Here is a 26,275-nt window from a genome sequence, read left to right as displayed (position 1 = left end):
GCCTGGAGCCGCTGGAGGTCCACCGTGCGCTCGTGCAGCGCGGTGCGCACCTGGTCCAGCTGGGCGACCAGACCGGCACTTTCGTTTCCGTCCCCGGCCGGGGCCGCCCCCTCCTCCGCGGAGGGGGCGGCGGCCTTCGGCTCGGCGTCGTCAGAGGTGGCGCCGGAGGGGACGTCGGGCTTCTCCTCGTCGAAGCCCGGGGTCTCCTCCGTCACGCGGCACCGTCCTTGCGCTCGTCGTCCACGATCTCGGCGTCCACGACGTCGTCGTCGGCCCTGGCCTCACCGGCACCGGCGGACGCGCCACCGGCGGCCTGCGCGGCCTGCGCGTCGGCGTACATGGCCTGGCCCAGCTTCTGGGAGACGGCGGCGACCTTCTCCGTGGCGGTGCGGATCTCGGCGGTGTCCTCGCCCTTCAGCGCCGCCTTGAGCTCCTCGACCGACGCCTCGACCTCGGTCTTGATCTCGCCCGGGACCTTGTCCTCGTTGTCCTTGAGGAACTTCTCGGTCTGGTAGACGAGCTGCTCGCCCTGGTTGCGGGCCTCGGCCGCCTCGCGGCGGGCGTGGTCCTCCTCCGCGTACTTCTCGGCCTCCTGGCGCATGCGGTCGACCTCGTCCTTCGGCAGCGAGGAGCCGCCGGTGACGGTCATCTTCTGCTCCTTGCCGGTGCCGAGGTCCTTGGCCGTGACGTGCATGATGCCGTTGGCGTCGATGTCGAAGGCGACCTCGATCTGCGGGACACCACGCGGGGCCGGCGGCAGACCGGTCAGCTCGAACATCCCGAGCTTCTTGTTGTACGCCGCGATCTCGCGCTCGCCCTGGTAGACCTGGATCTGCACGGACGGCTGGTTGTCCTCGGCGGTGGTGAAGATCTCGGACCGCTTGGTCGGGATCGTCGTGTTCCGCTCGATGAGCTTCGTCATGATGCCGCCCTTGGTCTCGATACCGAGGGACAGCGGGGTGACGTCGAGGAGCAGGACGTCCTTGACCTCGCCCTTGAGGACACCGGCCTGGAGCGCGGCGCCGATGGCGACGACCTCGTCCGGGTTCACACCCTTGTTGGCCTCGTTGCCGCCGGTCAGCTCCTTGACGAGCTCGGCGACGGCGGGCATACGGGTGGAGCCGCCGACGAGAACGACGTGGTCGATCTCGCCGAGCTGGATGCCGGCGTCCTTGATGACGTTGTGGAACGGGGTCTTGCAGCGCTCCAGCAGGTCGGCCGTCAGCTGCTGGAACTGAGCCCGGGTGAGCTTCTCGTCCAGGTGCAGCGGGCCCTCGGCGGAGGCGGTGATGTAGGGCAGGTTGATCGAGGTCTCGGTGGACGAGGACAGCTCGATCTTGGCCTTCTCGGCGGCCTCGCGCAGGCGCTGGAGGGCCATCTTGTCCTTGGCGAGGTCCACGCCGTGACCGGACCTGAACTGCTGCACCAGGTAGTCGACGACACGCTGGTCCCAGTCGTCACCACCGAGGTGGTTGTCGCCGTTGGTGGCCTTCACCTCGACGACGCCGTCGCCGATCTCCAGCAGGGACACGTCGAAGGTGCCGCCACCGAGGTCGAAGACGAGGATCGTCTGGTCGTCCTTGTCGAGGCCGTAGGCGAGCGCGGCCGCGGTGGGCTCGTTGACGATACGAAGGACGTTGAGACCGGCGATCTCGCCGGCTTCCTTCGTCGCCTGACGCTCGGAGTCGTTGAAGTACGCCGGGACGGTGATGACCGCGTCCGCGACCTTCTCGCCCAGGTACGCCTCGGCGTCACGCTTCAGCTTCTGCAGGATGAACGCGCTCATCTGCTGCGGGTTGAAGCTCTTGCCGTCGAGCTCGATCTTCCAGTCCGTGCCCATGTGGCGCTTGACGGACCGGATGGTCCGGTCCACGTTCGTGACCGCCTGGCGCTTGGCGACCTCGCCGACCAGCACCTCACCGTTCTTCGCGAAGGCGACGACGGACGGCGTGGTCCGGGCACCCTCGGCGTTGGTGATGACGGTGGGCTCGCCGCCCTCCAGAACGCTGACGACGGAGTTAGTCGTGCCCAGGTCGATGCCGACCGCACGTGCCATGGTGATTTCCTCCAGCTGACTTGAGTGGAACGGACTCAAGTGTGCACGACACCCGGCTCTCGGTCAACAGAGCTGAGTCAGGCGGACTCAACTCTTATCCGCTCCTTACACGCAACTGGGGTCTGACCTGCACGGATGCGGTCCGTCGCGGGCCGCGTACAGAGAGCCGCAACACTCCGAGCACGCCGAGCAACGTCGCTCCCGCCACCCAGAACACTGCCTGCGCACCGATCCACCCGGTGTGCACCAGCACCCCGACGAGCACTGTCGAGAAGGCCCCCGCACCGAGCACCACGGTCGCCCCCTGCGCGGTGAGCCCGCGCCGCCGCAGCCGGTGGCCGAGGTGGTCGGGCCCGCGGCGCAGCAGCGGCCGCCCGGCGATCCGGCGTGCCAGGACCACCAGGACGGCGTCGGCGCTCGCGACCGCGGTGAGCGCGAAGAGCACCCCCGCGCTGGGCACGAGCCCGTACCCGGTCCGGGTGATCAGGGCGGCCGAGGCGAGCACGAAGCCCGTGAACAGCGACCCGCCGGCACCGAGGCCGACCCGCGCGGGATGCCAGTTGTGCATGAGGAACCCGGTCAGCGCGGCGGCGAGCACGCTCAGCAGCACCGCGAGCCCGTCCATGACCTCGGCGGCGGCGCAGGCGCCCACCCCGAAGGCGGTGACGACGCCGACGGTGCCCGCGAGCCCGTCGCCGTGGTCGAGCCCCTTGAAGGCGAGCGCCACCCAGACGATCCAGCCCACGGCGAGCAGTCCGCCGGGTACCCCCGTCTCCCCGTACGGCACCACACAGGCCGCCGCCACCGCCGTACCGACGACGAGGAAGCGTGTCTTCAGCCGCCACGCGTCGCCGACCAGCCCGAGCGCGGCGACACCGGCGCCTGCGGCGAGCAGCCGGCCGATCCCGTCGCCCAGCGGGGCGACGCCCGTCCGGTCGCCCGCCGCCGCGACGGCACAGGTGGCGAGCACGACGGCCGCTCCTCCGGGCAGCGGTACCGGCCGTTGTCGCCGCCGGTCGACGATGCCGAGGCGGCGGGCGGGCGTTCGGAGCAGCGATGCGAGGAGGGCGGTGAGCAGCAGAGCGGCGGTGGCAGCGGCGATCCCGTAGAGCACGGATATAAATTAGAGGCAAATGTACCGATTTGGTACGAATAACACGATCTGATTCTGAGGCAACCCTCAGCGACACAGATCACCGAGCGGCTGGCTACAGTGCGGCGGAGGATGCGGGTAGTCTCAGACGGACTGCATAAGTTACCGCTTAGTAATCTCGCTCGAGAAACCCTCGCAGGCCCGAGGAGCCCCGAAATGCAACTCGCCGCGATCATCGTGTCGCTGGTCCTGACCGTGGTCGGCGTGGCGCTGCTCGCACGCGCCATCGGCCAGTTCGTCCGGTACTTCAAGCTGGGGCAGCCGGCCCCCGCCGGGAGTCGGACCGACAACCCCTACCAGCGCAGCGTGACGCTGGTCCGGGAGTTCCTCGGTCACACCCGGATGAACCGCTGGGGCATCGTCGGCGTGGCCCACTGGTTCGTGGCCATCGGCTTCCTGACCCTCCCGCCGACGATCATCACCGCGTACGGCCAGCTCTTCGAGGCCGACTGGACGCTGCCGGTGATCGGCGGCTTCCTGCCGTACGAGCTGTACATCGAGTTCATCGCCGCGATGACCACCCTCGGCATCGTCACGCTGATGGCCATCCGCCTGCTGAACCTGCCGTCGCGGCCCGGCCGCAAGTCGCGCTTCGCGGGCTCGAAGATGGGCCAGGCGTACTTCGTCGAGTACGTCATCCTCACCATCGGCCTCGCCATCTACGTGCTGCGCGGTCTCGAAGGCGCACTGCACCACGTGGACCACTTCGAGGCCGCGTACTTCGCGTCGTACCCGCTGATCCTGGCGTTCAAGGGGCTGAGCCTCGGCACGCTCCAGAACCTCGTCTACTTCACGGCGATGATCAAGCTGGGCACGACCATGATCTGGATGATCACGGTCTCGCTGAACACGAACATGGGTGTGGCCTGGCACCGCTTCCTGGCGTTCCCGAACATCTGGTTCAAGCGTGACGCGAAGGGCGGGACGGCCCTGGGCGCCCTGCTGCCGATGACGTCGGGCGGCAAGCCGATCGACTTCACCGACCCCGGTGACGACGACGTGTTCGGTGTCTCCCAGGTCGAGCAGTTCTCCTGGAAGGGCCTGCTGGACTTCTCCACCTGCACCGAGTGCGGACGCTGCCAGTCGCAGTGCCCGGCCTGGAACACGGGCAAGCCGCTCTCCCCGAAGCTGCTGATCATGTCGCTGCGCGACCACGCGCACGCCAAGGCCCCCTACCTGCTGGCCGGCGGCGGCAAGACCATGGAGGGCGAGGAGAAGGCGTCGCAGGAGCAGCTGGCCGAGGTGCCGGCGGCGGCTCTGGCGGAGGCCGAGCGGCCCCTCATCGGCACGGCCGAGGAGAACGGCGTCATCGACCCCGACGTCCTGTGGTCCTGCACCACCTGCGGCGCCTGCGTCGAGCAGTGCCCGGTGGACATCGAGCACGTCGACCACATCGTCGACATGCGCCGCTACCAGGTGATGATCGAGTCGTCCTTCCCGTCCGAGGCGGGCACGATGCTCAAGAACCTGGAGAAGAAGGGCAACCCCTGGGGCCTGGCGAAGAAGCAGCGCCTGGAGTGGACGAAGGAACTCGACTTCGAGGTGCCGGTCGTCGGCCGCGACATCGAGGACCTGACCGAGGTCGAGTACCTGTACTGGGTCGGCTGCGCGGGCGCCCTGGAGGACCGCGCGAAGAAGACCACGAAGGCCTTCGCCGAGCTGCTGCACATCGCGGGCGTCAAGTTCGCGATCATGGGCGGCGACGAGAAGTGCACCGGTGACTCCGCCCGCCGCCTGGGCAACGAGCCCCTGTTCCAGGAGCTCGGCATGGAGAACGTCATGGCCCTGAACACGGCGTTCGGCGAGGAACTCGACGACGACGGCAAGGTCACCGAGGAGTCGCGCAAGCCGAAGTCGGCGAAGAAGATCGTCGCGACCTGCCCGCACTGCCTGAACACCATCGGCAACGAGTACCCGCAGCTCGGCGGCGACTACGAGGTCATCCACCACACCCAGCTGCTCCAGCACCTGGTCGACGAGGGCAAGCTCGTCCCGGTCACGCCGGTCGAGGGCATCATCACGTACCACGACCCCTGCTACCTGGGCCGCCACAACAAGATCTACACGCCGCCGCGCGAGATCATCGCCAACGTCCCGGGCCTTCGGAACGAGGAGATGCACCGCCACAAGGAACGCGGCTTCTGCTGTGGCGCGGGCGGCGCGCGGATGTGGATGGAGGAGCGGATCGGCAAGCGCATCAACAACGAGCGCGTCGACGAGGCCCTCTCCCTCAACCCCGACATCGTCTCCACCGCCTGCCCGTTCTGCCTGGTCATGCTCACCGACTCGGTCAACGGCAAGAAGAACGAGGGCAAGGCGAAGGAGTCCATCCAGGTCGTGGACGTCGCCCAGCTCCTCCTGGACTCCGTCCGGACCCCGGTCGACGACGAGCCCCCGGCGGGCCAGTCGGAGTCGGAGCACGAGCCGGAGCCGCAGCCGGTGAAGTGACCCGGCCGCACGGCACCTTCCTGCGCCCCCCGGACGTCCTGAACGTTCGCAATACGCAAGGCCCCCTCCCCTCGTCCTCGCCGTGCTCCCCCTCCCGCCTCTCCTCGCACGGAAGTCACCCCCTGACTCCCCTTAGGGGATGTCACAGCTCAGCAGCAAAGCCGGGCCCGGGAGCCCGGGTCCCGTACGCCGACGCGCGGGAGCAGGTACGTTCGAAGGCGTGGCTGGATTCAGGATCGGACGCGGCGGCCGGGACGACCGCGCCCCGCAAGCGCGACCGCACAACCCTCCGTACGGGCAGCAGGCGCCCCAGGGGCCGTCGTACGGCTACCCGTCGGCGCCGCAGCAGCCGTACCCGCAGCAACCGCAGTACCGGGGCGGCCAGCAGCCGCCGCACGGTGGCGGTGGCGCGGGCGGGTCCCAGTGGCCGCACGCGAACGGCGGCGGTTACGACGGGCGGCCCGGCGACGAGCCGGAGTACTTCGGCGGCGCCGATCCGTACGGCCAGGGACCGGGCGCCGGGCACGACCCGTACGCGGCGAACAACCCGGGGCACACCCAGGCCTTCGCGGTCGGCGACCAGGCGCCCTACAACCAGGGCGACACCTACCACGCGGGCTCAGCGGCCCCGTCGGCGCCGGTCGGCCCGCCCCTGCACTGGAAGGACCTGCTGAAGGGCATCGTGACCGCCCCCGACCAGACCTTCCTGCGGATGCGCGACTACACGATGTGGGGCCCGGCCCTGATCGTGACGTTCCTCTACGGCCTGATCGCGGTCTTCGGCTTCGACGGCGCCCGCGAGGACGCCATCAACGCCACCCTCTCCAACGCCATCCCGATCGTCCTGACGACGGCCGTGGCGATGGTGATCAGCGCCTTCGTCCTGGGCGTGGTCACCCACACCGTGGCCCGCCAGCTCGGCGGCGACGGCGCGTGGCAGCCCACGGTCGGCCTGTCGATGCTGATCATGTCGCTCACGGACACCCCCCGCCTGGTCCTCGCGATGTTCTTCGGCGGCGACGCGACCTTCGTCCAGCTCGTGGGCTGGGCGACCTGGGTGGCGGCCGGTGCGCTGCTGACCCTGATGGTCCGCCGCTCCCACGACCTGCCCTGGCCGAAGGCGCTGGGCGCGTCGGCGATCCAGCTGATCGCACTGCTGTCGATCGTGAAGCTGGGCACGTTCTAGCGGCCACCCGGCCCACCATGCGTGTACGCGGGTAGTGGGCCGGACGAGCGCGTGAGCACCACGCTGCGACGCAAACGAAGATCCCCGGTCCGCCAGGACCGGGGATCTCTTCGTGAGCGGCGGGTCAGAGCGCTTCCTTCGACGGAGTGATCGGCTCGCCCGGCTTACGTACGACGGGCAGGACACTCCACGGGAAGTTGATCCAGTCGTCGGTGCGCTTCCACACGTACTCGCACTTGACGAGACTCTGCGGCTTCTCGTAGATCACCGCGGAGCGCACCTCGGCCACGTGGTCGAGGCAGAAGTCGTACACGAGCTTGAGGGTCCTGCCCGTGTCGGCCACGTCGTCGGCGATCAGCACCTTCTTGTCGGTGAAGTCGATGACGTTCGGGACGGGCGCCAGCATCACGGGCATCTCGAGCGTCCGGCCCACACCCGTGTAGAACTCCACGTTCACGAGGTGCAGGTTCTTGCAGTCGAGGGCGTAGGCGAGACCGCCGGCCACGAAGACGCCGCCTCGGGCGATGGACAGCACGATGTCGGGCTCGTACCCGTCGTCGGCGACCGCCTGCGCGAGCTCGCGCACGGCGACGCCGAACTGCTCGTAGGTGAGGTTCTCCCGTATCCCCTCGGCGCTCATACCTGCGTCCTGTGGAAGTTGAGGAAGGACCGGGAGGCGGTCGGTCCACGCTGACCCTGGTAGCGGGACCCGTACCGCTCACTGCCGTACGGGGACTCGGCCGGCGAGCTGAGCCGGAACATGCACAGCTGCCCGATCTTCATCCCCGGCCACAGCTTGATGGGAAGGGTCGCGAGATTGGAGAGCTCCAGCGTCACGTGCCCCGAGAAGCCGGGGTCGATGAAGCCGGCGGTGGAGTGCGTGACGAGCCCGAGGCGCCCGAGCGAGCTCTTCCCCTCCAGCCGGGACGCGAGGTCGTCGGGCAGCGAGATGACCTCGTACGTGCTGGCGAGCACGAACTCCCCGGGATGAAGAATGAACGGCTCGTCCCCCTCGGGCTCCACGAGCCGCGTGAGGTCGGCCTGCTCGACGGAGGGGTCGATGTGGGGGTACCGGTGGTTCTCGAACACGCGGAACAGTCGGTCGAGGCGCACGTCGATACTCGACGGCTGAACCATCGATTCGTCGTAGGGATCGATCCGTACCCGCCCGGCGTCGATCTCGGCCCGGATGTCCTTGTCTGAGAGAAGCACGCCCCGAGGATACGCAAGGCGCGCGGACCCACCACAATCGTGGCGTCTCCGCGCGCCTGTCACACGCTCCGACCCGGGGGCCCGGCGAGTGCGAGGACGGTCCGCCGACCGCGGCCGGCCGCTCCCGCCCCCTCGCCCGTTACTGCCGCTGCGTCTGCTTCTCGAGACTCACGGGCACGACGCTACGGAGCCGCGCACACCGCGGGCACCGGACGAGCCGCCCGGGACCGAGTCGCTCGGCCTGCTGCATCGGGAACGAAGTGGTGCTGAACACGTGCCCATCGGCACATCGGACGACGGTGCGCTCCATCAAGTCCTAGAGTCCCTTCCCCAAAGAGCCGCGTCTGGCTGGGATGCCCTGACGACGAAAGCCACATTACGGGATGAAAGGGACGACTCTCCAGGCGGCACTCCGGCCCCGCCCGGACCCTCTCCCACGCCCCCACCGTACGCCCCAACTCCCGCCCCCCGCAGCCCCGTCACTCCCCTGAGACGCGCGCAGGCCCCTCGGCTTCAGCGCCGGGGGCCTGCGATGAGGTACAGTGAGCGAGCATTCGGACACCGGCCCAACCGGCGTCTTACGCGGGTGTAGTTTAATGGTAGAACATCAGCTTCCCAAGCTGAGAGCGCGAGTTCGATTCTCGTCACCCGCTCCACGACTAAGGCCCAGGTCATCGACCCGGGCCTTTTTGCTGTCCGTCGTGATCAGTTCTCGCGTGCCAGATCCGTGCCAGAACGCTCGTCGTGACCCTTCTCGGCGGCCGCGGCCCGAGCCTTACGGACGGTCGCGTCGAGGCCGGCGGCGACCTCTTCCTGTCGCTCGTCGTCGGAGTGCTGATAGATCAGCGCCGCCTTCTCGCAGGACTGCCCGGCCCGCACCATCGTGTCCTTCAGGGTCGCGCCGGAACAGGTCGACAGGGTGTGCCCGGTGTGGCGGAGATCGTAGAAACGGAAGCCCTCGGGCATGCCAACCACCTCCCGCGCCCTGCGCCACCTCCGCCCGAAGGTGCTGCGTCGGAACGGAGCTCCCTTCTCACCGACGAACAGGAGCCCGTCCGGCCCCGGTTCGGCGTAGCTCTCCAGATGCCGACGGAGCTCCCGGTGCAGGAAAGCGGGAAGGATCACAGTCCGCGTTCCCGCCTCCGACGTGGTGTCGCCCTGGACCCGCCGCCCGTTCATCCGCTCCGGCTCGGCGAGGCGAACACGGACCCGAAGGGTGTCGAGGTCGACGTCCCGGCGACGCAGACCGGCCAGCTCCTCCGGCCGCATGGGCCCGTAGGCGCCCAGATAGACCATGAGCCGCCACCGCATCCCCACCGCACCGGCGAGGGCATCGACCTGGGCGACGGTGGCGATGCGCCGCTCGGCGGCCTTCTCCTCGCCACCGCCCTGACAGCGCCCCAGTCGGACCATTGCCCGCGGTCACCCGCGACAGGAGAATCCCCTCTGATCAAGAGGAGATGTGATGCTCAACTTCATGGAATGGTCCGTGGTGGCGCTGGGGTGCGTGCTGGTCCTCGCGAGTCTCGGCGGCTGGTGGTGGGAGCGGACCAAGGTCCAGAAGGGAGCGAGTCCCGATCAAAGCAGGCGCTTCTTCGCAGCCTGGCTCCCTCTGCTCATGGGTGTGGAGTTGATCGGCGCCAAGGTGCCGCACCTGCTGCACGCGCCCTACTCCGTCGCCATGATCGTGGACGCTCTCAACTTCGTGCTGATATTCACGGTGGCGGCCCTGGCCTTCTGGATGCTTCGCAAGCGCGGTCTGCGCACCCTCGGATGACGGCAACGGTCTCCGGGCCGTACCGCTCCCTCTCCCTGCTCCGTGCCGGTTGCCGACGTGGACCTCGGAGATCCTGTGGCGGTGGTGTGTACTGCCGAGGACAGGGCCCGATATTCCCCCCAAGAACCGGGCCGTCTGTGAGGTCGGCCGTGCGCACGGGCGGCCAATGGCGCACATCTGTATCGGGCCGAGAAGGGCGGGCGGTTCACCGAGGGGCGCGCTATGTGCATAGGGAGTGCTGCGTCCGTCCCGGACGGCGCGTGCGGAGGGGGAACGCCGTGGTGCGCTACGTCGTTCACCGTCAACGGGCCCACGTGCCGCGAGACATCAACCTCGGCGCAGTAGCGCCCTGCTGATCGGTGACTTGATCAAGCGCCGTCGGAAGCGCGCCGCGCACGCACCTGACAGCGACGTCTGACATCAACGGCACCGGACGGCAGCACATCAGCCCGGCTGTCGGCGAGCGCAAGGGCTTGTCGTCGTCGGTGGAACACCAGGCCTGCACGGTCTTCGTGGTGTCGGCCTTGTACCGCATGCCGTCGTGCCGATCTTGGAACCGGTGGTGTACGGATCCTGGAACATGTTGTCCACGCTGAGGCGTGTCTCGCCGTACGCCCTCACCAGCGCGGCGCTCGGCGTCTCGTCCTCGAGCTCGCGGATTTCGGAGACGACGACGTACTGGCCCCACTCCTGGCGGTACGGGTGGAACGGCACCTCGCTCGACGACCGGTACAGGCACCACCGCGGCTCCGTGGCTGCGAGATGGCCGTCCCAGCGGGTCTCCCGACGCCTGCGCCCCGGCAAGAGCGGGCGCCCGCCTCGGTGCGCGGGCGCCCTTTCTCTGCGACGGCGGCGGCCTCAGCCGATGGCGTACGCGCGGTACACCGTCTGCACCGAGCGGCCCCCGGCGGAGTCGGTCACCTCGGAGCGCAGGGCGACGGCGCCTTGGGCCGGGTTGTGCACGGACGCCTGCCAGGTCGAGCCGACGTGCTTGACCGTCGCCGCCTTCCAGGTCTTGCCGCCGTCGGCGGAGGACCAGACCCGGACGGACTTGGCGGTCACCTTGGTGAACTTCACGTCGGGGTTCTGGGAGCCGCGCACGGCACTCACGTCGACCCTCGTGGTGCTGTTCGGTGCGGCCTGGTTGTGGGTGTTCAGCCCCGTGGGCAGGAAGCGGGCCAGGAAGACGGACGCGACCGTCGACTTGGCCGGGTCGGCCTTGAAGCGCCAGTCGAGGGTGGTGCGCGACGACAGCATGTCGGCGGGGAAGGTGATGCCCGGACGGTAGCGATGCGCGTCGACGGTCAGGCGGTACCAGCCGGCCGAGGAGATGCGGGCGGAGAACTCGGCGTCGCCGTTGCCCCAGTTGGTCAGGGTCTTCTTCTTGACGGTGGTGCTTCCCTTGGACAGGACCACCGTCTCCTTCGTCGGGTCGGCCCCGCTGGTACCGACGTCGGGGTCGCCGATCAGGGCGTCCGGAATGAAGTAGACGGACTTCTGCCAGACCGTCGGCAGATAGTGCAGCGGGCTCCACACGGCCCGGCCGAAGGACTGGGTGGCGCTCTGCCCCGCCTTCAGCGTCCTGGCCGTCGGGAAACCGCCGCCCACGTGGTCGCCGTTGCTCGCGTAGATGTCGTCGCGCGGCTGCCAGGTCCCGGGAGTCACATGGGCGGTGGCGCTGTACGGCGCGTTGTCGTCGTGGACGCCGGCCATCAGGTCGGTCGTGCAGTCGTCGACCTTCGGCTGCGCCTGGAGCGCGATGCTGTTCTGGCGGGCGATCTGCGTACCGCCGCGTACCGAGAAGCGCATCGTCGCCATGTTCGCCCGCTTGAACGACCCACCGGGCGCGGCCGGGATGCCCGTGGTGTTCTTCACGGCGACATAGCTGTCGTTGCCCGACCACTGCGCCATGTACCCGAACTGCAGCAGCTTGGAGGAGTTCGGGATGGCGTAGAGGGCTCCCGCGTCGTTCCAGCCGTCCGTGCTGAAGGCGGAGGGCATGTTGCTGACGGCGGCGCACACCCGCGCGCTGATCCGCGCCGGGCCGGTCACGTCGGCGGGCGTGTCGAGCGACGCCTTGACGGCCTTGCCCTTGCGCGCGTCGAGCGTCACCGACGTGCTGCCCGACACCTTGACGACGCTCGCGCCGAGGGTGTCGGTGCTCCGACCGTCGGAGCGGCTCTCGTAGATGTCGGTCATCGCGATGTAGCGCCCCGCCGGCAGGCTGATCCGCTTGCCGGACTTGACGCTGTACCTCTGACCGGACGGCACGGCGACGACGGTGACCGTCGTCGAGACCTTGCCACCGCTGCGCCCCAGCGTGGTGACCGCCAGTGAGGCCGACGCCGCCTGCACGGAAGCGGCGGAGGCGACCAGCGGCACCAGCGCGGCCACGCCGACGAAAGCGAGCGTTCTTCGCCGCACCCTCATCACCCTCATCAATTCCCCCCTCGAACCCCGAAGTCGGCCCATCCTAGTCATGTCACGGACATGGCCATGAAGGCGTGGCGATCGGCCGGAGGGCCGTCGGCGTCCGCTTAGCCCCGTGCCTACGCGGTGGTGGGTCAGGCCGGGGTGTCGGCGTCCCGCGTGGAGGCCGCGAACGCCTCGGGGCCCTGCTCCACCGCTGCCGGGTCCATCCACATGACCTGCCAGCCGTGGCCGTCGAGGTCGTAGAAGCTGCGTGAGTACATGAAGCCGTAGTCCTCGGCGCCATCCGCCTCGGAACCGCCCGCCGCGAGTGCGGCGGCGCTGACGGCATCGACCTCGTCGCGGGACGCCACGCTGAAGCAGTACAACGCCAGCGTGTGCGTGGTGGGATCGGCCATCGGCAGCTTCGCGAACTCCGCGAACTTCTCGCGGCTGAGCAGCATGACGAAGGCGTGCTCGCCGACCGGCATGCAGGCGGAGGTCTCGTCGGTGAACCGCGGGTTGAAGCCGAACCCGAGCTTGGCGAAGAACGCCTTGCTGAGTTCGAGGTCCGCCACGGGGATGTTCACGAACAGCATGCGGCCGGGGTGTGCGGGACTCGTCATGGTGGATCTCCAGTCGGTGGCTCGATGCCTCGATGGCTCGATGGCTCGATGGCGTACGTACTGAGAGACAGGACCGGCGGGCGGAACTCATCGGTGTACCGACGCCGGCCGACCGAACAGCGGACGCCGTCGCTCGGACATCCGCGCCCACCGCGTCGAAACGGCCTCCAGGGCAGGGTGATCGCCACTGGCGCGGCTGAGTGTCTGGCTCAGGCGACCTCCCCGCCCCGGTCGGCCGAGGCTCTCGCCGAGGCTAGGGCGTTCCGCCGGCAAGGGAGCGGGACTGGTCGCCGAGAAACAACGACGGGCCGTGAGACAGCCGTTGGTGCGGCGGTCCCACGGCCCGGTCGATCGGCTCAGCGGGTGACCAGCACGGCGTCCAGGATGACCGTGGATCTTCCGGGCCTGCTGCCGGAGAGGATCCGCAGCTCCTGGCCGCCGTCCTTGCTCCCTGGCAGCGCGGTCGCCGGAAGTGCCGCTGGGCACCTGCTCCGCCTGGAGCGGGCGGCGCGGCGGTCGCCGACTCCGCGTGCGGGCATCTTCCGCGGCTCGTACGCGCGCGCGGCCCGCGAGGTCCGCACCCACGACCGGCCCGGCAAGGTCATCCGTCGGGAACTGGTGCTAATATCCGCCCGCTTGTTCGGGGGGATGGGGCCCTCCGTCAGGGAGGGGAAGCGAGTGACTCGTCCTGCCTTCGTGCGTGGCTCCCTTGCCACGCTCATCGGATTGGCGCTCTCCGTGTCCGCCGTGCCGCTGGTGGCGCCCGCGCACGCGGAGACCGTGACGGAAATCATCGTTCCGGCCGCCATGCGCACGACTCCGCGCATGGCGTATCTGCAGAACGCGGGAGTTTCCGGGTTCCTCGAATACCGCTCCACCGCCGCGGGCTACGGCCTCTGGTGGACCAGCTACGACGGCAGCAGCAAACCGGTGGAAGGCGGCGAGCGGCTCGGGCCGCGCACGACGGGTTCGTACGGCACCGGGTCGGACGTCGTCGCCCTTCGCCCGTCCCAGAGCGATGGTGGGCAAGTCCTGCTCCGCGACATGGGAACCGGTACGACGGAGACCGTGACCATCCCGGCGGCCCAGAGCTATCTGCAGACCTACGGGCGTACCGTCCTGACCGGCACGTCGACCGGTGGGCAACGGACTGGGCTGTTCCTGCTGCACGACGAGAACGGCACCACGGTGCAGAGGCCCGTGACCGGATTCCCGGACGGGGCGGTCTTCCCCTTCTATCCCAGCGGCTCCGCCTCCGGCTTCCTCGTCTACTACCAGGACACGGACCGGGTCTTCCGGCACGCCTGGGTGGACGCGGAGACCGGTATCGCCACGACGTTGCCCTCACCGGTGGTGGCGAACACGAACACCGTGGTGGGATCGGACTACCTGGTCACCTCCAGCTCGTTCCGGGCGCGTGTATACGCCCAGGGTGCCTACGACGCTCCCACGCATGAGGTCGCGTTCCCCCACAACCTCGGGGACAAGATGCTCGGCGTCGTCGGTGACGCGCTCGTCGTCGCGCGGCGCAGCGATTCCTCCGTCTGGAGTGTGTCGGCGCTGCCCTTCGACGGCTCCGCGGAGCTGCCCCTGTTCGAACGGGCGGATCCCGCCGCCCTCGTGACCCCCGACGGCGGTCTGATCCTCTCCGGCGGCGAGTCCTCTCTGGACTACGGCATCACCAAGGTCGAGGCGGGGGACGACGGTCTGCCCCGGGCCCGCCGGATCGTGGACCTTCCGCCCGTGCCCATGGGGATCGAGTCGCTCGATCTGAGCGGCGGTGATCTGATGACCTTCGAGTCCGGCGACGGAGCGTCCCACCTGTACAGCCGCTCGCTGGCCACGGCGGGGGAACTGACGGCGGGCACCCGCACGGACCGGGGAGCGACCCACCGGTGCGGGATCATGGACGGGGAGAGCGGGAGCTGTCCCGACCTGAGGGGTTCGGGTGACGGCCGGGCGGTCATGCGGAACGCGCTCGGGGAGGTCGCCGTACTGGACCGGGGGCAGCCCCTTCCCGCCACCGTGGTGGCTTCCGGGCTCAGGGACAACAATGGCCTCGTGGACGTCGCGGGCCGGTACGCGGTCTGGGGTGAGCCCACGCCCACGGGAAACAGCCTGGTGGTGACCGACCTGGACACCCGGAAGGTCGTGCTCACCCGCACGGGCGCGGCCGCCGGCGTCCCCCTCCGCCTGTGGGGGGAAACGCTGTGGACGGTGTCCGGGGACGGCAGTGTCACGGCCACGGAGGTGCGTTCGGGCAACACGATCACGTCGTTCCGGGTGTCCGACAGCACCGGCAGCTGCGCTCTGGGCGGCTTCCAGGCGGTGGGACGGTGGGTGTACTGGTCCGGCCGGTGCCCTTCTCCCCAGGGGGGCGTGGACAAGACCTTCGTGTACGACACCCGCAGGAAGACGTCCATCGCCGTGCCCAAGGGCGGCGATCCGCGCCTGGGCGACGGTTTCCTGGTCACGCGTGACTCCACGTCCGGGGCGCTGACCCTCACGGACGTCACGAGCGGCTCCGCGGTGAGCAGGACCCTGGCGGCCAAGGCCGGAAAGTGGGACGTCGATCCGTACACCAGCCTGGTCGGCTACGTGGACCCGGCCTCCCAGGACATCCACGTCCTCCGGAGTGGCGTCCCCGCTACGGACATCGCGGTCCTGGGAGCAAAGACAGAACCTTCGGTCAGCCTGGTGGACCCGTCGTCCGCGTGGGACGGCACGTGGTGGCTGTCGAAGCCGGCCGCGTCGTGGACGCTGGCGCTGAGGAACAAGGCCACCGGGGCCTCCGTGCGCACACTGTCCGGTGGCGCCGCGCAGGGCGCGGTCCGCACGTCCTGGAACGGCAGGACGTCGACGGGCGCGTACGTGCCGAACGGCACGTACAGCTGGACGATGACAGTGGCCCCGGCCGACAGGCACGGTGCGCCGGCGACGGCGTCCGGCACGCTGAAGCTGACCGGTGGTGCCACGGTGAGACACGACCACGTCGGGTCCGACGGCGTCGGTGACCTGCTCACCCTCACCTCCCAGGGTGCGCTCTCCTTCCATCGGGGCGACGGCGCCGGGAAGTTCTCCACGACGACCTCGGCTTCGGGTTGGCCCGCCTCGATCACGGCGGTGCCGTTCGGAGACCTGAACGGTGACCGCTGCGATGACGTGCTCGTGCGGTTCGCCAACGGTGCGCTGCGGGCGTACCGCCCGGGGTGCGGCAAAGCCCTGACGACATCCACCCCGTACACCACGCTGGGAACGTCGGGCTGGAGCCAGTACAACGTGCTGACCTCACCGGGCGACATCACCGGTGACGGCCGGGCGGACCTCATCGCCCGCCAAGCGTCCACCGGTGACGTCTACCTGTACAAGGCCACAAGCAGCGGCAAGCTCTCGGCGCGGGTGAGGATCTTCTCCAAGTGGTCCGGCTACAAGAAGATCATCGGCGTTGGCGACCTCAACGGTGACGGGTACGGAGACCTGCTGGCTCAGGACACGTCGAACAGGCTGTGGCGATACGCGGGCACGGCGGCCGGCGGCTTCAGGGCGCGGGTCAAGGTGGTCGACAACTGGGGTGCCTCGTACAACGCCGTGGTGGGCGCCGGCGACATCACCGGAGACGGGAAGGCGGACATCGTCTCCCGCGACACCTCCGGCAGGCTGTGGCGCAACAACGGCGACGGTAAGGGCTCCTTCGGTCCTCGCACCGGGATCGCCACCGGGTGGCAGGGCTACAAGGCCCTGTACTGAGTTCGCCCCGTTCGCCCTCCGAGGGTTCGGCCGGGCTCGGTGCCGTTGGCCGTGAACTTCCCCGGGATTGTCGGTGATCGGTAACGGACGGATGCCGTGGGTTCGTCCTTCGTCCTGCCAAGTGGTCGCGAGGCGGCCGGTGGTCCACGGGGCATGGTGCGAAAGCGAGGCGGACATGGCGTACCCGACGTGACCGAGGCATGTACCCGACACCGGGTGGGGTTGTCTCCCGCCGTACCGGGGTGCGATGGACGACCTTGATCCCTGGTGCGAAGTACCACGTTACGAGGGCCTCACCCGCAGCCGATGCGTTGCCGTGTCACGGCTGTGCCACCGCGGTGTCCTGAAGGCAAGACGGGCGTGACCGACGGGCTCCGGGGTCCCTCATAGTCGGCACAGAGCGGGACACCGGCGCCCGGACACGGCCGGCTTCCCACCACCCGTCCCGGAAGGAACTTCCCGTGATGAACCGCCACCTGCGCAAGGCCGTCCTCGCCACCGCCGCGATCACCGCCGGGCTGCTGATGACGGCGTGCCAGAACGGCACCGACGACAGCTCGTCCGGCAGCAGCGGAGCGGGCGCGGCGGCGGTCGCGGAGAAGGCGTCCGACGCCAGGAACGCAAAGGGTGTCAGCGGCTCGTTCAAGAACGGCGAGGTGACCTATCTCGCCCCGGGCAAGTACATCGTGTCCGTACCGGGCGGGGACGACCAGCAGTTCCTGGTGGCGGACGACACCGAGGTCTACGGCGTCGGCACGATATGCGGCGCGGCGGGGTCCAAGGTGGACGCGCCCTGCACGCTGGACCAGTTGGAGGCGGCCGCCATGAAGGCCGCCGTGGGCGCCGACGTGGAGATGAAGAACGGCATCGCGACCCTGGTGACCGAGCGGCGCGCCGCCCAGCAGGGCTCCGGCTCCGACTCCGGTTCGGGCTCCGACTCGGGTCCGGGCTCCGACTCCGGCTCCCGCGACACCGCCGTCGAGGGCATCGACAAGGGCAAGGGCGTCAGCGGCACCTGGTTCGGCAACGTCTCCTACCTGGCTCCGGGCAAGTACACCGTCTCCGACATGAAGGGCGTCGAGCAGCAGTTCTTCCTCGCCGAGGACACCGAGATCCGCGGTTACGACGACATCTGCGGTGACGCGGGCCAGGGCGGCCAGGACGGCACCGAGTGCACCGAGGCCGAGCTGGAGACGGCCGCCAAGAAGGGCTTCAGCGCCGAGGTCGCGATCAGCAACGGCATCGCGACCAGCATCCGTGACGACCACTGAGCCCCGGACCGGCCGCAGCCGCGGGGCTCGGCGAGGTCATCAGGGCTGGGTGACTCGCAGGTGTCGTCGTTCGGCCAGTTCCTCCGCGCCGACCACGGTCAGAACCGGGGTGCCGGGAGCGGCGAACATGGTCACCACCAGCTGCGACTGCGCGTCCGAGAGGTTGTTGGCGCCTTGGTAGTGGATCACGTCGCCCCCGGGCTCGAACAGGGCGTCACCGGCCTTGAGCACCCGGGGCGGTTGCCCCTCCAGTTCGAAGAGGATCTCGCCCTGAGTCACGTAGCCGAAGATCGGCCCGGGGTGCCGGTGCGGCGGCGCGCCGGGGTCACCGGGCGCCAGCGTGACCCGGATCGTCCTGGCCTCCGCGCCGGCCGGGATCCGAGGCGCCGCCTCCGGAAGGGTCGCGATCACCTCGACGCCTGGGGGCATGTGTGTGTGCTCAGCGCTCATGGCTTCCTCCATACAGGGACAGTCAGGAGAGAGGACAAGACAGCTTCCTCATCTGTGACAGCCCTGCGCGGCGAACCCTGCCCGGGGCCTGACCGGAAATCCGGTCGCCCGAGCGGACCGGGCGCTCAGCTCGCTGTCGCGTGTGATGCTCAAGCTCGACGTTTCGCCCTCGGGTGCCTGTTCGGCGTGGAATTCCGTCGTCGTGGCGGCGGCGAGTGGACGACCTCCGCGGCCTCACTTGTTCAGTGAAGCCACGTAGGGAGCCAGTTTGTCCGGGCTCACCACCCACATGACGCGTTCGATGCCGCGCTCCGACACATCGGCGGTGATCAGAGCCATCGCCTTTCCGTGGACTGAAACAAGGGCGGCCGGCCTGCCGTTGGCCTCGACCCACCGGATGTCCGTCTCGGGCCAGAAGCGCGGGGCGTAGGCGATGAAGGTCTTGGCGACGTGCGGACGCCCGACGACCGGAATCCTGGATGCGCCGCGCATCCCGCCGCCGTCGGCGTAACTGACCACGTCCGCCGAGAGAACCTCTTCGAGCGCCGCCAGATCGCCTGTCCGCGCCGCGGTGATGAACGCCTTCAGCAGGCGCCGGTGAGCGGTGGAACTGGCCGGCTTCCTGCGTTCCGCCGCCAGGTGCTTCTGGGCGCGGCTCACCAGCTGGCGCGAGTTGCCTTCGCTCGTCTCCAGGATGTCCGCGATCTGCCGGTACGGGTAGTTGAAAGCTTCCCTCAGGACGTAGGCGGCCCGTTCCACGGGGTTCAGCTTCTCCAGCAGGAAGAGCACCGCCATATCCAGTACCTCCGCACGTTCCGCGCCCAACTGCGGATCCGAGCTGGTGTCAACCGGCTCAGGAAGCCACGGCCCGATGTACGACTCGCGCCGCATCCTGGCGGACTGGGCGGAGTTGATCGCCAGGCGTGTGGTGACCGTGGCCAGGAAGGCCGCCGGTTCCCGGATGTCGGCGTGCTCGGTGGTCTGCCACCGCAGCCAGGCCTCCTGGACGATGTCCTCGGCCTCCGCGGCACTGCCGAGCACGCGGTACGCGATGCCGAAGAGCCGGGGACGCGCTGCGATGAAATCCCTCGTCGCCTGTTCGAGGGAGTCCGCGTCATCACCGGCACACATAGGTGGCCTCCAGCTCAGGTTCACCACTCGCGACCCTGTTGTCAGGAAGTGAGGACGCCGATGCCGTCTCCCAGCAGTTTCACACCGAGGACGAAGAACAGGACGGCCATCACGGCGACATTGTTCTGAGCCGCCCAGTTCTTCCAGTTGCCGAGGGTGGTCTTCGCCCGGTCCCCGCCGAGCAGGAAGACGCCCAGGGGAGCCAGCAGGCCGAGGGTGGCGATCACGACGAAGATCGCCAGTGCCCCGATCTGCTGCCCGACCGGCAGTCCCGCCGATCCGATCGCGGCGCCCGCGGCGATGGTCAGCGGGGCGTTCTTGGCGTTGAGCGCGGCAAGGGCCACGCCCAGCCCGAAGACCTTGACCGGCGTGAGACGGTCTATCGCTCCCATCCACTTGGGCAACTGGGCCTGCGAGGGATCCTTCGGGCGCCGGTGCCACTGCCGGACGCCGAAGACGACGAGGAGCACGCCGAGCGCGAGCTTGAGGGCTCCCACCCAGGTGGCCGGGTGGTTGTGGGAGGAGGCACCCGCGGGGGAGGCGATCGCCAGCATCACCGCGCCCAGGATCGCGAGTCCCAGGATCCAGCCGACGGTGAAGAGGATTCCGTTCAGACGTCCGCGAGGTGTGGCGAGTATGAGGATGATCGCGATGATCGGGAGCGGGCTGATGGCGACGGCGGCCGCGAGACCCAGCACGTCACCGAGAACTGCGCCCATGTCTGCCTCCCTGTGAGGGTCAGGCCGGCGATCCACTTGAGCAGGGCTGGACGGAAGCGGGTGCCACGACCGTCCGGGACAGCGCGCCAGGGGTTGTGGTGCGATCGGCTGCGCCGCTGTCGTCACGGCGGCGCGGAAGTGGCTGCCGAAAGATGATGGCGACGGCCCACTCGGACGTCCCGGTTCCATCTTCCTTCGTCCGATCACATCTGTCCTCGGGAGCCTGGCGGGGGTATCAGGAGGCATCAGGGCGCGTCAGAGGGTGTCGCCGAGCGATCAAGGGCGACTCCCGCAGTGCCGCGGACTCCGGGGATCACGCCCAGGCGTGAAGATGCGCGGCATCGCGTCCGCGGTGACGATTGAGGTGTGAGGGCGACGGCGCCCCCGTGTCCGGGTGCCTGGTGTCCCTCGCGCCGATCCGTGGCAGGAGAGTCTCACGATGACTGCGACGACAGGTGCAGGCCCATCAGCGCACCCCGAGCGCCCGGGCAGGTCGGATGGGGTCTGCAGCGAGTTCACCGTCTTCACCAAGATCAAGCCGGGCCACGCGGACGCGCTGCGCGAGGATCTCGCCGCGATGGCCGACGCGGCGGCCGACGAGAACGTTCATGCGGCGGTGCACCAGATCGGCACCTTGCACGACGCACGGCACGTGATCTTCGACAACGACACCCGGTTCATGTTCGCCAGCGTCTTCGACGGCTCCTGGGACGCCTACATCGACGACTTCGCGAAGACCGTGGTCGGAGCCCGCTTCGACAAGGTCTTCTCCCACAGCGAAGGTTTCCCGGGCGTCACCGATCCGGGAGTGAAGGACTGGTTCGTCGCCCACCAGGCGCCCGCGGGGGTCTTCGTCAGCGCCTATCCCGATCTGACCGTCCAGCAGATCTACAAGGACCACCGAGTGGACGAGGCGTTCGAGGAGGTTCTGGACACTCCCGAGTTCCGGGCGGCACTGGAGAACCCGGCCAACGCGGAGTTGGTGGCCACGCCGGCCTTCCAGAAGCTGATGGCTGAAGCCTCGGCCTAGCGGCCGGGCACAGCCGACCCGCGGAACCGACCGACCCGGCCTCGCCGGGCCGCGTCCGCGGGGGCGGCCCGCGCCCGCACGGCTGACCCGGCATGGACGACACGGCTGACCCGGCACGGAGGACACGGCTGACCCGGCACGGACGACGTGGAGGCACAACCGATCATGAACACCGCGGACGGCAGCGGCACGGCCGACGTGCGCGTCGACATCGACGACGTCCAGAGCGGGGCACTGCGGCCACGGCCGGTGCCGTACGCCGGGAAGTTCGTCTTCCTGCGCGTCGACGACCGCGACGCCGGACGCGCCCTGCTGCGCCGGCTGCTCCCGTTGGCCTCCGGTGGTCTGCCCGGCGTGGACCGGAGCCAGGACGCCTGGGTGGCGCTGGCGTTCACCTACCAGGGGCTGCGGGCCCTGGGGGTCCCCCAGGAGTCACTGGACAGCTTTCCGCGAGCGTTTCGTGAGGGCATGGCCGCTCGGGCGGAGCGGATCGGTGACGTGGGCGCGAGTGCCCCGGCGCACTGGGAGACGCCGTTCGGAACGGGCGAAGTGCACATCGCGCTGAGCGCTCTCTCCTCCGACGCCGCACAGCTGGACGACGAGCTGGAGCACGCTCGGGCCGCTTACGAGGGGACGCCCGGTGTCCAGGTGATCTGGCAGCAGGAGGTCCGCCAGCTCCCGACCGGGCGCACCACCTTCGGCTTCCGTGACGGCATCAGCCATCCGAACATCGAAGGCCTGGGGCTGCCCGGCTCCAACCCGCAGGAAGCCCCGATCAAGGCGGGCGAGTTCATCCTCGGGTATCCCGACGAAACCGGCAGTCTGCCGCCCATGCCCGTCCCCGACGCGCTGGGGCGCAACGGGACCTACGTGGCCGTGCGCAAGGTCCACACCGACGTCGCGGCGTGGCGCCGGTACCTGCGCGCGAACAGCGCCGGCGCCCAGGAGGAGGAGCTGCTGGCGGCGAAGCTGGTCGGGCGCTGGCCCAGCGGGGCGCCGTTGGCGCTGGCACCGGAGCACGACGACCCGGAGCTGGCGGCCGATCCGCACCGGGTCAACAATTTCCTGTACCGGGAGAACGACGACCGGGGCTTCCGGTGCCCCGCCGGTGCGCACATCCGGCGCACCAACCCCCGCGATTCCACCATCATCGGTGACGCGCGGATGCACCGCCTCATCCGCCGCGGTACCACCTACGGGCCGCCGCTGCCCGAGGGTGTGCTGGAGGACGACGGCGTCGACCGCGGCTTGGTCGGCGTGTTCATCGGCGCCCACCTCGAGCGTCAGTTCGAGTTCATCAAGGCCGAGTGGGTCAACGACGGCAACTTCATCGGCTACCCCGGCGAGCAGGACCCGGTGGCCGGTCATCACGGCGGAACGGGCAGCGTCACCATCCCGGAGAAGCCGGTCCGGCGCCGGCTGCGGAACCTGCCCAGCTTCGTGGCCACCCGCGGTGGCGAGTACTGCTTCCTGCCGGGTCTGCGTGCCCTGCGCTGGCTCGCGGAACTGGAGGACTGACGGCGCCCCGACCCGCTGAGGTCCGACCACGCTCTCCGAGGAGAGGCCGAAGCCATGGCAGCACAGTTCGTCCGCTACACGCCGGACGTCGAAGACGACGACCCGAACTTCGAGCAGAACCTGCGAACGGTGATCGAGAAGACCGAGGGCTACATCGCCGAGTCGGTCGAGGCCGGTGGCACCGGACGAGCCCTTCGTGACGCCCACGCCAAGGGCTACGGGCTGGTGCGAGGGCAGGTGGAGATCCTGGACGGGCTTCCTCCCGAGTACGCCCAGGGCATCTACGCGACCGCGGGAACCCACGACGCGCTCATCCGCTTCTCCAACGGCTCGCCGCACGCCGGAGCGGACGCGCGACTGGGCGCCGCCACCGGACTGGCGCTGAAGATCTTCGACATCCCCGGTCCGACCCTGCTGGAGGACGAACCGGACTCGGGCACTTTCGACTACGCCAACATCAACGGGCCGATCTTCTTCTGCAACACCGTCGAGCACTATCTGTTCATCCAGGAATTGTTCCTGAACGCGTCGGCCTACTTCTCCCAGGGCCGACCCGGCGCACATCGCTTCTTCGCCGACTTCGTGACGGGAAAGGGGACGCTGGACCGGGACGACTGGGCGTGGGACGAATTCCTGGCCTTCCTGCGCCTGGCGAAGACCCCTCCGGCCAACGTACTGCTGTCGAGCTACTGGACGATGGGCGCGGTCCGGCACGGGGACTACATCGCCAAGGTGCGCATCACCCCCGACCCGCACCACGCCGCGGCGGTGGTCAGGCGCACCATCGACCCGGCCTCGGCGGCGGAGGTCTTCCGACCGGCCCTGGAAGCGGAGTTGCAGGAGCGGCCCTACGCTTTCGACATCCAGGTTCAGCTCTGCACCGACCTGGCACGCATGCCGGTGGAGGACACCACTGTGGAGTGGTCCGAGCAGCTCTCACCGCCCGTCACCGTGGCCAGGCTGCGGCTGCCGCAGCAGGACATCTCCGGCCCGGAAAACCTGGAGAAGATGGACGCGCTGTCCTTCACACCCTGGCGGGTCACCGCCGAGCACACCCCGCTGGGCAACATCATGCGGGCCCGCAAGGAGGTCTACCGGCAGTCCTCGCTCGCGCGCCACAAGCTCAACCAGCAGCAGCGCACCGAGCCGCGCAGCGCCGACGAGGTACTCCCGACCAGGTGATGCGGGGCGATGCACCCCGGCCGGGTGCCGGGGCCCCGCGCAGTACGGCCGCCGGCGGAAACAGGACGGCGTCCGGGAACGGTCCGTCCGGCCCCGTCGGGGAGTAGCGTGAAGGAATCGGGAGCATTTCGCGCACCGGCCCCGACGCCGGTGCCGTTCCCGGGGAGTGACAACACCCGGCCGCCGTGCTCACGCGCGGGTCCGGAGACAGGTCTGCGCGATGTCCGCGACCCCCTCTCGTCTCCCGCTGCGGGCGGTTCCCTTCAGGGCCCCGACCGCGCGCCTCGCGCTCAGGTCCGACAGCCCGTCCGGAGGATCCGGCGAGCTGGACGGTGCCTGGTGGCCTCGTTCACGTGACCTGCCGAGCGAACTGTCCGCCCTGGCGGACGTGCTGGATCCGCTGTGGGGGCGGATCACCCGTATCGCCGTCAACCCTCGTAACTGGCCGATCCTTCCGCCCAGAATCTTCGTCAACGGCTATGTGGTGAAGATCGGCTGGTTCACCCCGGAGCTGGATCCGCACAAGATCCTGGTGCTGTCCGCCACCGCCGGCCGCTGGGACCTCCTGGTGGTTCCCCCGGAGACCGGCGCCCCGTCGGCGGCCCGGCTGATGGCCGCCGCGACCGCGAGCACCGGTCCGCGGCCGACCGCGACCACGCTCATGACGGCGGAACGGACCCGCCACGGAAGCCCGGAGGCCGGGAACGACGAGAACGTCGCGGCCTTCCCGTCACGCTCATCGCATTCGGCACACTCGTCCCACGGCCACGACTGGAATCCGCAGACCGCTGTGGGGATGTGACCGCCGTGGTCATCGCCCTGGCCGTGAGCGCCCTGCTGATCCTGGCCGTGTCCGTGACCCGCGTGGTTCGCCGGTTCGAGGCACACGCCCGGCGCGACGGGCGGACGTCGCGTGGCGGGCCGCGTCACGCGTGACCGTCCGCCGCGATCGCGTCACTCGCGACGGTCCCCCCTCCCCTCGTGATTCCGTCGCTCCTCCCCCCGTGATTCCGTCACTCGGGACCTTCCGCCGCGGCCGGCGCACGCGGGACCGCCGCCGCGGCCGCCATGAGCGGTTCCGCGGCGTCCTCGGCCGTGTCCGGAGGCACGACCAGCAGATCCCAGCGCCCCCGGCCGGGGGCGAGCAGGACGATGGTGTGCGGTGCGGACGCCGCGCGGGCCCTGCGCAGTCGTACCACCTCGTTGGAGACGAGGATCCGGCCGGGTGTCACGGACCATACGGCGTCGTTGACGGTGACGCCGCTGATGCGGCCCCACAGCCGCGGCAGACCGGCGAGCAGTTGCGGTAGTTCCGCGAGCAGATCGTAGGAGCGGGGCCACCACGCTCCGTCGATGGGCCGGGGCATGCCGCTGTCGGGAGCCAGGCGCAGCCGGAGGAGAGGAAGGGAGGGAAGCGGGACTCGCAGTGCGGTCGTCATGAAGGCTCCTGCCAACTGCCTTACGCGATGAGTGATTGACGTCCGGCGCGGCGGGCGGCGGCGCGGGAAGGCGTGGGCCGGCGCATGTCGTCCAGCCGGCCGAGGCGTTCGACCGTGACGCCGGGGCGGGGGGACGTCCCGTCGTGGCCCCGGGCGGCGGGGCCGGGTCCGATGGTGTGCCCGTCGTGGAGGGGAGGGAACCGAGCGGCATACGGGGACTCCTCGACCTGGTTGCGGATGGCGCGGCCGGGGTCACGGGCTGCCCTGTGGGGACGGTGGCGTTCAGCGGAAGGAACGCGCTGCGGATTCGCTCGGATCCGGAGTGACGGTGTGGAGCCGGTCCGGGTTCCGGCATACGGAAAACGCTCGTCCTGCCCACCGTACTCCCGCCTGTGTAACAACTGTCGCCGCCCGCACGGGCGTCGCGTTGACACGGGCCGACGCCGGACGTTGACTGGCGGTACGGCTCAGAGCCACGCCGCTTCGGAAATCCGGCACAACGCACAGGAGAGCGGCACCCGATGATGTACGACCAGACACGTGCCCAACAGCCCTCGGACCAGCCCCGCGGTAGCGCGGCACGTCGCGCCCCCGGCCCGGAACCGCTGATCCCGCCGGACGAGCGGGACAAGATCGTCCGGCGCCTGGGGCGGGCCCTCAACACTTTCGCCGACACCCCGCGCCAGTCGCTCGAGGAAGCCGAGGGTGCCTTTGACGAGGCCGTCGCCCAGCTCACGGCCGCCCTCGCCGAACAGCGGCGTGCCCTCCGCGCGGGCTGGCAGAGCCAGGAGCCCGGAACACAGCCCACCGAACCACAGTTCGCGCTGAGGCAGTACCGGGAGATCACCCAACGGATGCTCCGCCTCTGAGCCGGCCCGAATCCGGTCTCGCCGGACCGGCTCCGCCAGCCCCGAGCATCCG

General features: G+C 69.6%; 21 protein-coding genes, 1 tRNA gene and 2 pseudogenes. 11 read left to right on the top strand and 13 right to left on the bottom strand.

Annotation, left to right across the window (positions count from 1 at the left end; all coding sequences use genetic code 11):
- The 3 genes and pseudogenes from ACFV0T_RS31230 to ACFV0T_RS31220 form a co-directional block, all read right to left on the bottom strand.
- A pseudogene (locus tag ACFV0T_RS31230) lies at positions 1–215 on the bottom strand (nucleotide exchange factor GrpE); the annotation flags it as partial.
- Positions 212–2,056: a molecular chaperone DnaK gene (dnaK, locus tag ACFV0T_RS31225; protein WP_385786378.1), complete on the bottom strand. Its 1,845-nt coding sequence runs from the start codon at positions 2,054–2,056 to the stop codon at positions 212–214. The gene dnaK and the pseudogene ACFV0T_RS31230, both read right to left, overlap by 4 nt.
- A gap of 94 nt (positions 2,057–2,150) precedes the next feature.
- Entirely contained in the window at positions 2,151–3,170 is a 1,020-nt protein-coding gene (locus ACFV0T_RS31220; RefSeq protein ID WP_385786375.1) for an MraY family glycosyltransferase, read from the bottom strand.
- Positions 3,171–3,365: 195 nt separating this feature from the next.
- Between ACFV0T_RS31220 and ACFV0T_RS31215 the strand changes: the two genes are divergently transcribed.
- Positions 3,366–5,657, top strand: a complete 2,292-nt coding sequence (locus tag ACFV0T_RS31215; RefSeq protein WP_385786372.1) for a (Fe-S)-binding protein — start codon at positions 3,366–3,368, stop codon at positions 5,655–5,657.
- 139 nt (positions 5,658–5,796) lie between these two features.
- Positions 5,797–6,843 carry a Yip1 family protein gene (locus ACFV0T_RS31210; protein ID WP_385786370.1) on the top strand — a complete coding sequence of 349 codons (1,047 nt, stop codon included), beginning with the start codon at positions 5,797–5,799 and terminating at the stop codon, positions 6,841–6,843.
- 124 nt (positions 6,844–6,967) lie between these two features.
- Here ACFV0T_RS31210 and ACFV0T_RS31205 read toward each other — a convergent pair whose 3' ends face one another.
- Complete coding sequence (locus ACFV0T_RS31205) at positions 6,968–7,483, bottom strand: phosphoribosyltransferase (RefSeq protein ID WP_385786367.1); 516 nt, start codon at positions 7,481–7,483, stop codon at positions 6,968–6,970.
- Entirely contained in the window at positions 7,480–8,055 is a 576-nt protein-coding gene (gene dcd / locus ACFV0T_RS31200; RefSeq protein WP_385786364.1) for a dCTP deaminase, read from the bottom strand. Before dcd ends, ACFV0T_RS31205 begins: the two co-directional genes overlap by 4 nt.
- 582 nt (positions 8,056–8,637) lie before the next feature.
- On the opposite strand from dcd, the gene ACFV0T_RS31195 reads away from it, so the two are divergent.
- Positions 8,638–8,711: transfer RNA gene (locus ACFV0T_RS31195), tRNA-Gly, on the top strand.
- Between the two features lie 49 nt (positions 8,712–8,760).
- Here ACFV0T_RS31195 and ACFV0T_RS31190 read toward each other — a convergent pair.
- Positions 8,761–9,453 (bottom strand): annotated as a pseudogene (locus tag ACFV0T_RS31190) (tyrosine-type recombinase/integrase); the annotation flags it as partial.
- Between the two features lie 67 nt (positions 9,454–9,520).
- Between ACFV0T_RS31190 and ACFV0T_RS31185 the strand changes: the two are divergent.
- Positions 9,521–9,832, top strand: coding sequence for a hypothetical protein (locus ACFV0T_RS31185; RefSeq protein ID WP_385786362.1), 312 nt, complete (start codon positions 9,521–9,523; stop codon positions 9,830–9,832).
- Positions 9,833–10,690: 858 nt separating this feature from the next.
- Here the strand turns inward: ACFV0T_RS31185 and ACFV0T_RS31180 are convergent.
- The 3 genes from ACFV0T_RS31180 to ACFV0T_RS31170 all read right to left on the bottom strand — a co-directional run bounded on the left by ACFV0T_RS31180 (position 10,691) and on the right by ACFV0T_RS31170 (position 13,406).
- Complete coding sequence (locus ACFV0T_RS31180; RefSeq protein ID WP_385786359.1) at positions 10,691–12,256, bottom strand: hypothetical protein; 1,566 nt, start codon at positions 12,254–12,256, stop codon at positions 10,691–10,693.
- Positions 12,257–12,396: 140 nt separating this feature from the next.
- Positions 12,397–12,867: a VOC family protein gene (locus ACFV0T_RS31175; protein WP_385786356.1), complete on the bottom strand. Its 471-nt coding sequence runs from the start codon at positions 12,865–12,867 to the stop codon at positions 12,397–12,399.
- Between the two features lie 356 nt (positions 12,868–13,223).
- Positions 13,224–13,406 carry a hypothetical protein gene (locus tag ACFV0T_RS31170; protein ID WP_385786353.1) on the bottom strand — a complete coding sequence of 61 codons (183 nt, stop codon included), beginning with the start codon at positions 13,404–13,406 and terminating at the stop codon, positions 13,224–13,226.
- A gap of 139 nt (positions 13,407–13,545) precedes the next feature.
- Here ACFV0T_RS31170 and ACFV0T_RS31165 point away from each other — a divergent pair, with 139 nt between their 5' ends.
- Positions 13,546–16,614 (top strand): FG-GAP-like repeat-containing protein, encoded by a 3,069-nt coding sequence (locus ACFV0T_RS31165; protein WP_385786350.1) that lies wholly within the window; start codon positions 13,546–13,548, stop codon positions 16,612–16,614.
- Positions 16,615–17,078: 464 nt separating this feature from the next.
- Positions 17,079–17,885 (top strand): hypothetical protein, encoded by an 807-nt coding sequence (locus ACFV0T_RS31160; protein WP_385786384.1) that lies wholly within the window; start codon positions 17,079–17,081, stop codon positions 17,883–17,885.
- A 39-nt stretch (positions 17,886–17,924) separates the two neighbouring features.
- Here the strand turns inward: ACFV0T_RS31160 and ACFV0T_RS31155 are convergent, their stop codons facing one another.
- The 3 genes from ACFV0T_RS31155 to ACFV0T_RS31145 all read right to left on the bottom strand — a co-directional run bounded on the left by ACFV0T_RS31155 (position 17,925) and on the right by ACFV0T_RS31145 (position 20,185).
- A complete protein-coding gene (locus ACFV0T_RS31155; RefSeq protein ID WP_385786347.1) occupies positions 17,925–18,335 on the bottom strand; it encodes a cupin domain-containing protein in 411 nt (136 codons plus the stop codon).
- 234 nt (positions 18,336–18,569) lie between these two features.
- Positions 18,570–19,466 carry an RNA polymerase sigma-70 factor gene (locus ACFV0T_RS31150; protein ID WP_385786345.1) on the bottom strand — a complete coding sequence of 299 codons (897 nt, stop codon included), beginning with the start codon at positions 19,464–19,466 and terminating at the stop codon, positions 18,570–18,572.
- 41 nt (positions 19,467–19,507) lie between these two features.
- Positions 19,508–20,185, bottom strand: coding sequence for a GAP family protein (locus ACFV0T_RS31145; protein WP_385786342.1), 678 nt, complete (start codon positions 20,183–20,185; stop codon positions 19,508–19,510).
- A 439-nt stretch (positions 20,186–20,624) separates the two neighbouring features.
- Between ACFV0T_RS31145 and ACFV0T_RS31140 the strand changes: the two genes are divergently transcribed.
- The 4 genes from ACFV0T_RS31140 (at position 20,625) to ACFV0T_RS31125 (ending at position 24,717) form a co-directional block, all read left to right on the top strand.
- The gene (locus ACFV0T_RS31140; protein ID WP_385786340.1) at positions 20,625–21,215 is read left to right on the top strand and encodes a hypothetical protein; all 591 of its coding nucleotides are present in this window, start codon (positions 20,625–20,627) and stop codon (positions 21,213–21,215) included.
- 165 nt (positions 21,216–21,380) lie between these two features.
- On the top strand, positions 21,381–22,733 hold the full coding sequence (locus ACFV0T_RS31135) for a Dyp-type peroxidase (RefSeq protein ID WP_385786337.1): 1,353 nt from the start codon (positions 21,381–21,383) through the stop codon (positions 22,731–22,733).
- Between the two features lie 54 nt (positions 22,734–22,787).
- Complete coding sequence (locus tag ACFV0T_RS31130; protein ID WP_385786334.1) at positions 22,788–23,915, top strand: catalase family protein; 1,128 nt, start codon at positions 22,788–22,790, stop codon at positions 23,913–23,915.
- A 220-nt stretch (positions 23,916–24,135) separates the two neighbouring features.
- A complete protein-coding gene (locus ACFV0T_RS31125; protein ID WP_385786332.1) occupies positions 24,136–24,717 on the top strand; it encodes a DUF5994 family protein in 582 nt (193 codons plus the stop codon).
- A 211-nt stretch (positions 24,718–24,928) separates the two neighbouring features.
- Here the strand turns inward: ACFV0T_RS31125 and ACFV0T_RS31120 are convergent, their stop codons facing one another.
- Positions 24,929–25,354, bottom strand: coding sequence for a DUF5994 family protein (locus ACFV0T_RS31120; RefSeq protein ID WP_385786330.1), 426 nt, complete (start codon positions 25,352–25,354; stop codon positions 24,929–24,931).
- A 521-nt stretch (positions 25,355–25,875) separates the two neighbouring features.
- Here ACFV0T_RS31120 and ACFV0T_RS31115 point away from each other — a divergent pair.
- Complete coding sequence (locus ACFV0T_RS31115) at positions 25,876–26,223, top strand: hypothetical protein (protein ID WP_385786327.1); 348 nt, start codon at positions 25,876–25,878, stop codon at positions 26,221–26,223.
- Positions 26,224–26,275 lie beyond the last annotated feature (52 nt).

This window comes from Streptomyces sp. NPDC059582, from assembly GCF_042735715.1.
In the GTDB taxonomy this organism is placed as follows: Bacteria; Actinomycetota; Actinomycetes; order Streptomycetales; family Streptomycetaceae; genus Streptomyces.
This window is presented reverse-complemented; position numbering and strand designations above follow the sequence as displayed.